This is a genomic window from Caldisphaera sp., from assembly GCF_049974385.1.
Taxonomy (GTDB): Archaea; Thermoproteota; Thermoprotei_A; order Sulfolobales; family Acidilobaceae; genus Caldisphaera.
Genome location: NZ_JBMFIW010000003.1, coordinates 45,090 through 56,989, shown reverse-complemented (window position 1 = coordinate 56,989; position 11,900 = coordinate 45,090). Strand labels below are relative to the sequence as shown.

The 11,900-nt window shown below is 30.9% G+C and carries 13 protein-coding genes; 5 read left to right on the top strand and 8 right to left on the bottom strand.

Translation table 11 applies throughout. The annotated features are described in order from the left end of the window. Positions 1 to 4: 4 nt before the first annotated feature. From ACP5GV_RS01500 to ndhC, 3 genes are read right to left on the bottom strand one after another with little or no spacing between them, the layout of a single operon-like run. Positions 5 to 520, bottom strand: coding sequence for an NADH-quinone oxidoreductase subunit C (locus ACP5GV_RS01500; RefSeq protein WP_428101893.1), 516 nt, complete (start codon positions 518 to 520; stop codon positions 5 to 7). Then, the gene (locus ACP5GV_RS01495) at positions 486 to 1,124 is read right to left on the bottom strand and encodes an NADH-quinone oxidoreductase subunit B (RefSeq protein WP_292319424.1); all 639 of its coding nucleotides are present in this window, start codon (positions 1,122 to 1,124) and stop codon (positions 486 to 488) included. The genes ACP5GV_RS01500 and ACP5GV_RS01495 overlap by 35 nt, the downstream gene beginning before the upstream one ends. A 14-nt stretch (positions 1,125 to 1,138) precedes the next feature. Continuing rightward, on the bottom strand, positions 1,139 to 1,543 hold the full coding sequence (gene ndhC / locus ACP5GV_RS01490) for an NADH-quinone oxidoreductase subunit A (protein ID WP_428101891.1): 405 nt from the start codon (positions 1,541 to 1,543) through the stop codon (positions 1,139 to 1,141). Between the two features lie 468 nt (positions 1,544 to 2,011). Between ndhC and ACP5GV_RS01485 the strand changes: the two genes are divergently transcribed. Genes ACP5GV_RS01485 through ACP5GV_RS01465 form a run of 5 tightly spaced genes read left to right on the top strand, consistent with a single transcriptional unit; the run spans position 2,012 to position 5,345 of the window. Beyond that, positions 2,012 to 2,401, top strand: coding sequence for a prefoldin subunit beta (locus ACP5GV_RS01485; protein ID WP_292319426.1), 390 nt, complete (start codon positions 2,012 to 2,014; stop codon positions 2,399 to 2,401). A 15-nt stretch (positions 2,402 to 2,416) separates the two neighbouring features. Continuing rightward, positions 2,417 to 3,451 carry a DHH family phosphoesterase gene (locus ACP5GV_RS01480; protein ID WP_428101889.1) on the top strand — a complete coding sequence of 345 codons (1,035 nt, stop codon included), beginning with the start codon at positions 2,417 to 2,419 and terminating at the stop codon, positions 3,449 to 3,451. Beyond that, a complete protein-coding gene (locus ACP5GV_RS01475; protein ID WP_428101887.1) occupies positions 3,432 to 4,136 on the top strand; it encodes an ERCC4 domain-containing protein in 705 nt (234 codons plus the stop codon). Before ACP5GV_RS01480 ends, ACP5GV_RS01475 begins: the two co-directional genes overlap by 20 nt. Further along, a complete protein-coding gene (locus ACP5GV_RS01470; protein WP_428069157.1) occupies positions 4,120 to 4,581 on the top strand; it encodes a DUF371 domain-containing protein in 462 nt (153 codons plus the stop codon). The genes ACP5GV_RS01475 and ACP5GV_RS01470 overlap by 17 nt, the downstream gene beginning before the upstream one ends. Before the next feature lie 56 nt (positions 4,582 to 4,637). Then, positions 4,638 to 5,345: a hypothetical protein gene (locus tag ACP5GV_RS01465; protein ID WP_428101885.1), complete on the top strand. Its 708-nt coding sequence runs from the start codon at positions 4,638 to 4,640 to the stop codon at positions 5,343 to 5,345. Here the strand turns inward: ACP5GV_RS01465 and ACP5GV_RS01460 are convergent. The 5 genes from ACP5GV_RS01460 to ACP5GV_RS01440 form a co-directional block, all read right to left on the bottom strand. Continuing rightward, positions 5,342 to 7,555, bottom strand: a complete 2,214-nt coding sequence (locus ACP5GV_RS01460; RefSeq protein ID WP_428101883.1) for an elongation factor EF-2 — start codon at positions 7,553 to 7,555, stop codon at positions 5,342 to 5,344. The two genes, ACP5GV_RS01465 and ACP5GV_RS01460, sit on opposite strands and share 4 nt — an antisense overlap. Before the next feature lie 270 nt (positions 7,556 to 7,825). After that, positions 7,826 to 8,509 carry a protein-L-isoaspartate O-methyltransferase gene (pcm, locus tag ACP5GV_RS01455; protein WP_428101881.1) on the bottom strand — a complete coding sequence of 228 codons (684 nt, stop codon included), beginning with the start codon at positions 8,507 to 8,509 and terminating at the stop codon, positions 7,826 to 7,828. Positions 8,510 to 8,583: 74 nt separating this feature from the next. Beyond that, positions 8,584 to 9,519 (bottom strand): polyprenyl synthetase family protein, encoded by a 936-nt coding sequence (locus ACP5GV_RS01450; protein ID WP_428101879.1) that lies wholly within the window; start codon positions 9,517 to 9,519, stop codon positions 8,584 to 8,586. Positions 9,520 to 9,665: 146 nt separating this feature from the next. Beyond that, positions 9,666 to 10,403, bottom strand: coding sequence for a class I SAM-dependent methyltransferase (locus ACP5GV_RS01445; RefSeq protein WP_428069150.1), 738 nt, complete (start codon positions 10,401 to 10,403; stop codon positions 9,666 to 9,668). Between the two features lie 77 nt (positions 10,404 to 10,480). After that, positions 10,481 to 11,815 carry an MFS transporter gene (locus ACP5GV_RS01440; RefSeq protein ID WP_428101877.1) on the bottom strand — a complete coding sequence of 445 codons (1,335 nt, stop codon included), beginning with the start codon at positions 11,813 to 11,815 and terminating at the stop codon, positions 10,481 to 10,483. Between the last annotated feature and the right edge of the window lie 85 nt (positions 11,816 to 11,900).

Genomic DNA, 11,900 nt, shown 5'->3' with positions numbered 1-11,900 from the left:
AATTTCACCACCATTTATTTGCGTTATATGCTACATAGTCTACCTCTATATCATCGCTCTCCTCTTTAACAACGTAATCTTTTCTTAATGGTTTCAATGCTGCTATTACTGGAGTTAATAGCAATAAACGTAAATCTGGATGATCATCAAATGTTATTCCAAAGAATTCATAGACTTCTCTTTCTTGGAATTCTGCGCTCACCCATATTCTAGATAGGCTTGGTAAATGAGGATTATCTCTATTAATTATAGTTGACAATCCTATAATATACTTAGATAGTTCCTCGTTTAAATAACTTGATATATGATATGTTATTTTAAATTGTTTCTTTGCGATATAGTCAATGGCTGTGACAGATTTTACATGATCAAAACCAGAATCCTTTAATTTCTTAGCAGATTCGACTAGTTTCTCTGTTGGTACTAATACATCTAAATAACCTTTGTTTTGTTCAATGCTAATAACATTATCTTTTAATACATTTTTAAGTAAATCTTGTATTGAGATCAACTTTTTCACCTCTCCAACCACATAAATCTTCCTTAGGTATAATATTTTTCATATCTTCACGCTTTGCTTCTTTTATCCAATTAGCTGCTATAGATTTATTTCTTAGCAATTTTTGCAATTCTACAATAGCCCTAGATACTGCTTCTGGTCTCGGCGGACAACCCGGTATATAAACATCAATAGGTATCACTTGCCATGGTCTAACTATGTTATAACTATTATAGAATATTCCTCCATCAAGTGAACAAGCTCCCATAGCAATAGCAAACTTTGGATAAGGCATTTGATCCCATGTAATCCTAACAGAACAAGCCATTTTCTTTGTAACGGTTCCTTCCACTATAATTAAGTTAGTTTGCCTTGGTGAAACCCATGGAAGTGATCCATATCTTTCGTTATCAAATCTAGGTCCCCATGCAGCCCCTATTTCACAGCCGCAACAACTAGTCATTAAGTGAACAGGCCATAGACTAAAGGCGTTAGCCCAATCAACCATCTTCCCAATAGTCCCTTTTAAAAGAGCATTCTTGGCCATTTCAGCTGCTGTATCTAAATCTCCTATAAAAAACCTACCTTTTTCCTCTCCATTTCCTTTCTCTTCATTTTTACTCATATCTACAAATCACCTCAATCCAAAACCCATTTTCTAATTTTCTTAGCCTCATATGCAGCATATGCCAACAAAGGGGCAAATACTAAAACTAATACTAAATATAATAGAAGGGCATGAAATATTAGTGTTTTAGGAACAATAGTTATAAAGGTTAGAAGCACAACAGCCGGTTCCATGGCTAAAAACATAACTAAATAACCAAAATATTGAAATGAAACTTTCCCTTTACCTACTCCTTTTGGTGGGTTGGCAGATTCAAATGGTAATTTTTTATATGGCTCTGTTTTTTCTACATCTTCACTAGCCTTTAATAGCCATTTCAAAAGATATATTACTGCCACTAATAATAGGAAAACTACTATTGGTACTATTACCATCGAATTCGCAGTTATTACAAATGTATTATAGGCTATTGACAAATTAAATTCACCCTTCACGTATCAAATAAGTATTAGGAGTTTTATTTATTTTTTTACTTTTGTATTGTATAGTTATTTCTAATAAATATTTTTATACGGGTTTTGATAAACTAAACTATTAATTACTTCTTAAGGAATGCATTTATGACTTTATCATTAATCTAAAGCTTTCAAATTTTATTTTTAATTAAAATAGTTAATAGTCCTTGCTAACTTTAATGTCAAAGAAGATAAATAATCTCTACTTATACAATAACAAGGTTATGCAATACCAAGGAGCTGTATAGAATACGAATAAAAAACTAGAATATAATCCATAATGAGTTAAATCCTTAGATCCTATAGGAGTCTTTATTTGATTATAAAATGAAAAATAGAAAATATTTTATTTCATCGAAGTAAAACCTTTAAATCTACACAAACGTAAAAATAAAAGGAAGTGCTATAACAAAAACTATGGGGAGAAAATTGGTAGAAAGAGTTCCGCCTGAAGCTGAAGCAAAATATAATAAATATTTGCAGTTAAGAGACTCATATAATGTTATAGTCCAAGAAAGAATGAATGCTGAGTCATCATTAGGAGAAATTGAAAAGGTATTAGAGAAATTAAAAGTATTGGGGCCTGATGCCGAACTGTATAAAATGACCGGTTTTGTTTTAGTAAAAAGCAAGAAAGAGGATTTGGAAAAAGAACTTGAAACCAAGAAAGAGGATTTGGAACTAAGAATAAAAGCACTTAAAAATCAAGAATCAATGGTAAAGGAACAAATAGATAAAATTGCAGTAGAATTAAAACAATTGTTATCAGGCATCGGAGGTCCTGTAACTAAAGGAGGAATTGGAGGGGCAGGAAGTTAAAAATAGGTAATTATTTTGATAAAAACTAATTCACAAAATTTTTTATTAGATTTTATTCAAGAGATAAGTAATGATAAAATAGGTATTTCTTTTCATTCTAACGCAGACATAGACGCCATAGCTTCTTCTTTAATAACATATCAAATATGTAAGAAATATAATAGTAATTGCTGTATTGATATAAAACCTGGAATAGCTAAAGAATCAAAACTAGCATTAAAAGAATTAAACATTGATATTAATGAATGCAACTCAGATTATGACAAATTAATTATTTTAGATGCAGCCGGCTTAGAGCAAGTATTAGATATTGTTTCAAAGCCAAAAAAAGGAATTTTAATATTAATAGACCATCACTCAGAAGGGCAATTGTATAAGAATTCAAAATTACACTATATTGACGATGAAGCATCCTCTACTACAGAATTAGTCGTTACTTTTTCAAAAGAATTAAATTTACCATTAGATGAAAAAATTTCAAACTTAGCCATATTAGGTATAATATTTGATAGCAACAAATTAGAAAGAGCTAGGAAAAATACTTTTGATTCTTTAGCTTTTTTAACAGAACACGGAAACTATAAAAAATCAATATTTATTTATCACAACATCATAAAATATTTCGAAGAAGATTTATCAATTAGGATTGCAAAACTTAAAGGCCTTTCTAGGCTATTAATAGGAAAAGTATGCAAAGATTTGATAATTGCCTTAACGGAAATAGGATCCTATGAATCCTTAGTATCAAATAGTGTAATTCAAAGCGGCGCTGATGTTGTTTTTGTTATAAAAAATAAAGAAAGTGAAAACAACAGAATTTCTATAAGATTATCTGATAGAGCTTTGTTGAAAGGATTAGACGCATCTTATATAGCTAAGTTATTAGGAGAAAAATTTCACGGAGAAGGAGGAGGTCACAAAGGTGCATCAATTGTTTCTTTACAGGAAAGCGAAAATATTGAAAAGGAAAAATTTTTCAGTTATTTAGTAAATCTTATAAATAGTATGTGCAACAAAAGTGAAATTAAAAATGGAAACAAAGAAATATAGAATTTATGCCGATTCTAGAGAAGAAACGTCTGGTGTGCCTAAATTATTGGAATCGATGGGAATTATGGTAATTAGAAGGCAACTAGAAGAAGGAGACTATATGACTCCTGAAGGAATAATTATAGAAAGAAAAAGTGCTCCAGATTTTGTGAAATCTCTATTCGATGGAAGGCTATTTGAGCAGGCTAAAAGAATGTCAGCAAAATATCAAAATATAATATATATCGTTGAAGGAGATTTTAGAAGATCATTACTTTATTATAAAAACAGAGAAAAACAAATTCAATCTGCTTTGGTTACATTAATAATAGAATTTAACGTTAAAGTTCTTTGGAGTTTAGATCAATTATCCACTGCAGAATATATCGAATCAATTATTAGGAAATCATTTGTAAACAAAAAAAATAATGAAGTAGTTGTGCATAAAAAACCAAAGTTAGATGAAAGTAGGCAATGGCAACTTTACATTTTGCAATCTTTCCCGGGTATAGGAGAAAAAAATGCTGAAAAAATATTAGATCATTTTGGCTCTTTAGAAAAATTCTTTAACTCAAGCCTTTCTGAATTAGCAAGCATTATAGGAGAAAAAAAAGCATCAAAAATCAAAGAAATTATAAAAGTACCATATAAAAAAGGGTCTAAAGGATTTAGCTCATTAGAAAATTACTATGGCAATAAAGGTTGATATTTTGAGTCCGTTTGAATATACATCTAAGTGGTTCGTATTTAAAGCATATGGACATGAAAATGTTAGAGCAACTCATAGGTCTACAATAGAAATAACCAAAGATAATTTTTTAACAACAAGAGGGGATTGCATAATAGGAATAAGGTCTGAAGCATCTACAAAAGACTTTCCACAATGGTTAGTTGAAGACATAAAAAATGGAAGCAAAATATTTGTTGTATTTTGCACAAATAACTATTGTGATAGCTTAATAGGCTATGGAGATAAGGACCTTATACTATCACACGAAAACAAAATTATATTCAGAAAGAGCAATTATATAGAACCCGCAACTGCTTTAATAAGAAGCAATAAAGCAGCTATAGATCTAAGTAGAAAGTTAATTGATGACATTAAAAAAAGCGAAGAATTTACAATTATGATAACAAGCCTTAAAATTTAAAAAAAGTTATATTACCCATATATTAATCTTTAATTAGAAAAAAGCGAGGGTAAAATTTGAGCAAAAAATACCAAGAATTAAAGAAGACTAATGCTTCCCAAATCCTATCAATCATTAGTAAATTGATAATTCAAATAGAAAATACTTATGATGATGAATATAACCTTTTTGATGCAAAAGTAGAAAAAGATATCTTAGATTTTAGATCATTACTTAAAAAAATTAGCGGAAATATAATAGAATTAAAGATTAATACCCCATGGGAGTTCGAAGATTATTCTACTGAAATTGATGGTAAAGAGATTTTAATTAAAAAAGATCCAAATATTAAGGATTATATTAGCATAAAAGACGTTTATAATTTTATTCCATATATTCCATTTAAAACAGATTTGGATATAATAAAACCTTTTACAAAGAAAACCAGCTTAACTAATATAGAATTTTTATTTATGTATGATAACAATGGATATTTATCAATATTAGAGGGAGAATTGCTTAAAGTAAAAATACCCTTTATAAGAGTAGTCTTTAATATGCATACACATCCTGAAGGACATTGTGGATTTTCAGTTCCAGATATAAATAGCGGACTTGATTTATTATCTGAAGGTGGGCTAGCTACTTCTGTTGTTACAGATAGTTGTGCTATTGTAATGCATAGGCAAGGTCTAATAACAGAAAACGATTATATAAAAATTAAATCGAGAAAATATGAAAATGAAATTTTTGACTCAATAAAATTTACGAAAATTATTTACTAAGGCCCTAATAGATCTTCAAGTTTTGGAGGCTTAGGTGGTAGTCCCTTTCTGTCCCTTATTTTCTTTATTAAATCTTCAAGTATTGAATCTGGTACTGGAGCCCATCTGCTAAATTCTGTTCCCCAAAAAGCTTTTCCAGCAGTAGATCCTCTTAATTCCTGTGATATATCAAAGCTTTCGGCAACAGGTATTTCAGCACTTACTGAAACCTGCATACCTACTTGTTTTACATCTAAAACCTTTCCTCTTTTCTTAGTTATTATTGCAGTTACTGGGCTCAAATAATCCATTGGAACTTTTATATCTAATTTCTGAATAGGCTCAAGAAGTGTTGGCTTTGATGTTAACATAGCAGCCCATATGGCATTTCTTACAGCAGGATATATTTGTCCAGGACCTCTATGGACAGGATCTTCATGTATTTCTGCATCGTGAAGTGACACTTTAAGTCCTCTAACAGGCTCTGCAGCCAATGGACCTTCTTTAACAGCAATTCTAAAGCCTCCTAATATGGTATCCTTCACTTCTTTAAGGTATTGCACACCTGATGTTGCATCAATAAAGATGTTTATATTCTCATCTATAGTCCATATCTTTCTTGCCTCATCATAATCCCAACCTGCTTTATCTCTTAATATTTTAGCTCTATCTTTGGGATCTTGATCTTCATTAACCAAACCTTTATGTATAAGCTCTATAGTCTCTTCATTTAAAGGTTCAACGCTTATATAGAACCTATTGTGTTTGTTAGGGCTCTTTCCTTCAAATGTTTCACTTTTTTGCTTAACGGACTCTCTATAAACAACTATAGGTGGACTTGCTTTTACCTCTACTCCATATAATTCTTTTAGCATCCACATAGCTATTTCTAGGTGAAGCTGCCCCATACCAGAAATTAAGTATTCTCCAGTTTCCTCATTTATCTTAACTACAAGGTTTGGATCTTCGAGAGTAAGCTTCTTTAAAGCATCTATCATTTTTGGTAGATCTTGTAACTTTGCAGGCTCTATAGCAGATGTTACAACAGGTTCACTTATGTAATGAAGCTGTTCAAAAGGTGCTGCTTGAGATTTATATGACAGCTCAACTAAAGTTTCTCCTGACTTAAGGCCTTCTATACCCATTAGAGCTCCTACATTACCAGCAGGTATTTTGTTTGTTAATTCTCTAAATGGACCCATATATAAGCTTACCTGTAATATTCTTCCACTACGATCGCTTGAAACAATATATACCTCTTTTCCTGGTTCCAAGGTTCCTGAAAAGACTCTACCTGTTGCAACAATACCTGCTTTCTCTACTTTTATTGCATTAGCATAAAATACCAATGGCCCATTCGGATCAGCTTCCATCATAGCCTTACCTAAATCAGTATCAAGATTTCCTTTCCATATTTTAGGAATTCTGTATTTTTGAGCTTCTCTAGGATTAGGTATAAATTTAACAGCCATATTTAATAATGCATCCCATATAGGAGCTTTCTTAAACAGCTCGACTACTTTATCTTTATTATTTGATGAATATGCATCTATTATTTGCTGAAATGTTATGCCCTTTTTTGCCGCATCAGGTACAGTTAAAGCCCATTTATCTTTTGCACTGCCAAAAGCTACATTACCTTCTGCTGGATTAATTTTCCACTTATTCCTGAACTCTGGCTCAGCATACATATCTATTAAATTGTTAACATCTTTTATTATCTCTACAAACCTTTCTTGGATTTGTTGGGGGCCAAATTTTAATTCCTTTATCAATCTGTCTACCTTATTAATATATAAGACAGGCTTTACTCTCTCTTCCAATGCCTGTCTTAATACTGTTTCTGTCTGAGTCATAACTCCTTCTGCAGAATCAACGACTACTATTCCTCCATCTAGGACTCTAAGGCTTCTCGTAACCATACCAGTAAAATCAACATGTCCAGGGGTATCGATTAGATTAATAACGTAGGGTTTTCCATTAAATTCATGATAAAGGCTTGCATTAGCTGCCTTAACAGTCATTTCTCTTTCTTTTTCTACATTCAAATAGTCTAGAAGTAATGCATCGCCAGCCACTCTTTCGGATATAATTCCGGCTCCTGCTAACAACGTATCGCTAGTTGTAGTTTTTCCATGATCTACATGAGCAATAACACCTATATTTCTAACCTGTTCTATATTTGACATTATTTTTTCTATTTCTGATATGACTTTTACTCTAGCACCCATTTTTTTCACCTACTTCTTTTTAATTAAGAACTAATTAAGGGTTAAAAAATAATATTATTTTCATTTTGATTAAGCTTATTCTTTCTAAATTTTAAGAATTTTTATACATTTGAAATATCCGAAAATTAACTTATAATATAATTTGCCATTAAAAATATTAACTCTAAGGAATTGTTTTGAATATTTCATTAAAAATGATGTTACTTAATTATACAAAATAATTTAAAATATTAAAATAAAAATTCCCATTTACTTTTAAGAAACATTGAGCTAGTTAATTTGAGTATTAGACAATTTAAAACCATTTTGTCCAATCAATGGTACAAAAATTACACCTATATCATATCTAATATTTATTTGACCCAAGTCGTCCTTTTTTAAAATGGTTAATTTTTGTTCTTCAATAGATCCAATTGGCATAACAGCTATCCCGCCATTTTTTAATTGATCATAAACAAAGTTAGGTATCTTGGGAGAGGCAGCTGTTATTAATATCTTATCATAAGGTTTTTCTTTTTCATAACCTATAGATCCATCTCCTACAATAAGTTTAACGTTTTTGTGTAAACCTAGCTTCTCTAGGTTTTTATATGCAGTCTCGGATAACTCTTTAATTCTTTCAATTGATATTACTAAACCTTTTTCTTTAACTATATATGATAATATCGCTGTCTGATACCCAGAACCAGTCCCAATTTCTAATATTTTATCACCTTCCTTTAATTCCAACAGCTCTGTCATATAAGCGACTATACTTGGAGCACTTATTGTTTGCCCATACCCAATTGTTAAAGGTTTATCTTCATATGACTCATTAATATATTTTGGTGGAACAAAAATTGATCTATCTACATTACTAATAGCCTCTTCGACTATTTTAGTTTTTATAAAACCAGCATCTTTTAAATAATTAATTAACCTATTTTTTTGTTGATAAATATAGTTGTCTGACATTATTTCACCTTAATTCATTTCAATTCTTTTTAATCTAATTAATATATTAATTAACCTAAAATAATAACCTTATATTATTCTTCGTTAAATTTTTTAAAGGATAATCCAGAACTTTCAAGCATTTTACTTACCATAAAATATGGGATTCTTTCAAGCATAGATTTTTGACTTGAATCAGGAAATTCACTTATTGAATTTGAAGCTTCAAAGACTATATCATTTAACATATTCATTCCATTTTTTACTATATCATCACCTCTATCTTTGATTGCGTACTTTTGCATAATCCATTTTTCAAATAACACTTCTCCCGGATCGAGCTTTTCTTTTTTTCCTATTAAATATGAATAATAATCACTTATATCATCAGCTAATTGATATGCTATACCTAACTTATCTCCATAAAATTCTGCATTATCTAATACTGTTGAGTTCTTAGCGGCAATTGCTCCTAAAACTGTTGATAAACTAAATAATGATGCTGTTTTTAATTTAACAACATTTAAATATTCTGAAGGTAACAATTTTATTGAAGCATATGCATCCATAATTTCTCCTCTTACCATAGATTCCCATGATTTAATGCTGTATTTTATAGCATCGAATCCATATTTTTCTATCACTCTTTGAGCTACTGGAACTAAAAGGAGAGCCGTTAAAGCAGTCTTTCCAATACCATATACAATCCAACTAGATAATTTTCCTCTCCTATTAACATCGTTATCAACTATATCATCTATTGCTAAGCTAGCTGCATGTACCATCTCAATAGCTACTGCAGCATCCGAGGCGAATTCAATATTAGATCCAAGAGACTCTGCAAAAAGAATCGTTAAAAACCCTCTAAACATTTTACCTCCTGTTACCAAATATTTTGGTATCCCTTCTATTCCTAAATTCTCCATAGTCTTTGCTGCATCATATATTTTTGGTTGAAGATATTCTCTAACCTTTTCCCATTTTTCAAGTATTAAATTGTCTATGTCTTCATAGGAGATTTCTTTATTCAACCTTTGCACACCACTTCTTCCATTACTCATATCATATTTAGGGGTTATTAATATGTATCCTTACTACCTTTTTTCACAAACATTTAAGAATGCTTAAATATTCTATACATTAAGAATCTTGCTAAGCAATATATTTAAATAAATATTTAATAAAATTTCTTTGGATTTGTCGCATATAATATCCCTACTATAATAGGCATTTTCTTAAAATTTACATTCTCAAAATAATTTCTTGCCAACATTATAAACTCTTTTGGTGAATACATATAATTAATAGTTTTATGCAAATTAGGGTATAATAGAGCTTCTTTACCGCATCCCATAAGAAGACCTGATATAACTGATAATATGTTAAATTGAAAAAATGATATTATTTTTTCTAACGCTGATTCAGGCCTATATAGGTCTAATATAATTAATTTACCTTTTCTTTTCAAGACTCTAGAAAATTCGCGTAAAGCTTTATCATAATTCCTTGCATCTCTAAAAGAAAACATAGCTACTATTGCATCTGCAGAAGAATCTTTAATAGGAATATTCTCAAACATACCATTAATTGCATTTATGCCTCCTATATTATCTTTAGCCATTTTAATCATAGCAAATGATGGGTCCATTGCAATTATTTGAGAATAATTATGAATAACTCTAATATATTTTGTTGAAGTCCCAGGACCACTTCCTGCATCTATAATAACATTTGAGCCCTTAGCCAACGAAGTTGCAATTATTCTAAGTTTTTTTAATGTAAAAAGACTCATCAATATATTTACCTTTTCATAGCATCCCTTTTTAGAATAATTTTCTATTTCAGATACTATATTCCTCCAAAAATCTTCTTCCAATCCTTTACTCTTAATTTCTAATTCATTGCTATTTTTCATCCCTAACTCCATTGATTTTATTATAATAACTAATTTTATAGTTTATTTAAAAAATGAAATTAAAAATAAAGAAAAAATTAATTATCTTTTGGGTCAGAAACCTTTACAGGAGCTATTGAACGGGCTGTTTTCTCCAAATCTAATCCCAATAAGTTCTTGTTTCCAGTTTCGAATCCTTTGTAATACCAAACTAACGTTCCACCGACTCCTATTAATGCTATTATAAACATTGAAGCGGCACCTATTGCAAATGGTAAAGGTATTAATATCAATAGACCTGCTATTATAGCTGAAGAAACCCAAACTACAAATCTTACCAAAGAAACGTATAGACCTCTTCTGTTAGTTGGGAATAATTCAGGTTCTAACAAAGCTCTAGATGCCCATGTTAATTCTACCGGAACCATAAGTAACGTGAACATTGACAATATAGCAAATGATGACTTTGCTACACTACCAACTATCCACAATAATGCCCAAAACACAGCTAACATACCATAAGACATTAATGAGAAGACTTTTCTACTCACTTTAGATGTAACTAACAAGCCTGCAACTACTCCTACTATAGTCATAGTGAAGCCTCCGATCAAAGGAACATATGCTGCTACATTGCTGAAATATGCAAATGATGCACCATATGTTATGTAAACGAATGCAACATCCTGAACAATTCCTATAAGGATTAATGTTAAGAACCTAAGGCCTAGACCTGCATTTGGATTTACTATTTCGGTTGTGTTATCTATTTTCTTCCATGCATCTTCTACATTACTTTGCTTTTTAACTGCCCTCCAAGGTAACGTCTCTGATGCCTTTAACCATGCCAATATCAATCCGATTGTTGGTGCTACATACATGAGGATTAAAGCTAGCTCATAATTAGCAGAAGCTGCAATAGCACTATTTATTCCGAATATGAGCAATGGAACATATGCTAAAGCTACTCCCAGATTTCCAAAATTTGGTCCTATAACAAGCAACTTACTTCTGTATTGAGAATTAACGCTTTCTGATATCATGGCTAATACCGGGCTTTCTAAGCCTATAGCTGCCATTCCAACTATTGCTATGGATACCAAAAGCGTTATTGTTCTTGCAACACCAGAAACGAAATTAAGCCATACTGGTAAATATAATATCATACCTAATAGGACCAAGCCTGACGACAAAATAAACGCAAGCTTTCTTCCTAGCGCATCAGCAATGTATCCAGCTAATAAGGCGCCAATTCCTCCGAACAAATATGGTAATGTAAATCCAAGCCATGCCAGATTTGATGGTATAACTTCAGTTAGTGCAGATAATGGACCATAGCTTTCTGCTAATCCGAACACTATCATACCTAAAGATAATGCGACGAAAGCTGCCCATGGAAATCCTATAGATGTTTTTTCAGCCAAATACGTCACCGAATCTAGTCGATTTGACCAGCAGTTATAAATTATTAACAAAATTTATTATAAAATTTTACTTGATTAAATAAAATGCAGTTTA

What these genes read in the sequence shown, in the direction of transcription:
- ACP5GV_RS01495 (WP_292319424.1), bottom strand. Translation starts at nt 1,124, where the DNA reads ATGAGTAAAAATGAAGAGAAAGGAAATGGAGAGGAAAAAGGTAGGTTT.
- ACP5GV_RS01475 (WP_428101887.1), top strand. Translation starts at nt 3,432, where the DNA reads ATGGAAACAAAGAAATATAGAATTTATGCCGATTCTAGAGAAGAAACG.
- ACP5GV_RS01470 (WP_428069157.1), top strand. Translation starts at nt 4,120, where the DNA reads ATGGCAATAAAGGTTGATATTTTGAGTCCGTTTGAATATACATCTAAG.
- ACP5GV_RS01460 (WP_428101883.1), bottom strand. Translation starts at nt 7,555, where the DNA reads ATGGGTGCTAGAGTAAAAGTCATATCAGAAATAGAAAAAATAATGTCA.
- pcm (WP_428101881.1), bottom strand. Translation starts at nt 8,509, where the DNA reads ATGTCAGACAACTATATTTATCAACAAAAAAATAGGTTAATTAATTAT.
- ACP5GV_RS01445 (WP_428069150.1), bottom strand. Translation starts at nt 10,403, where the DNA reads ATGAAAAATAGCAATGAATTAGAAATTAAGAGTAAAGGATTGGAAGAA.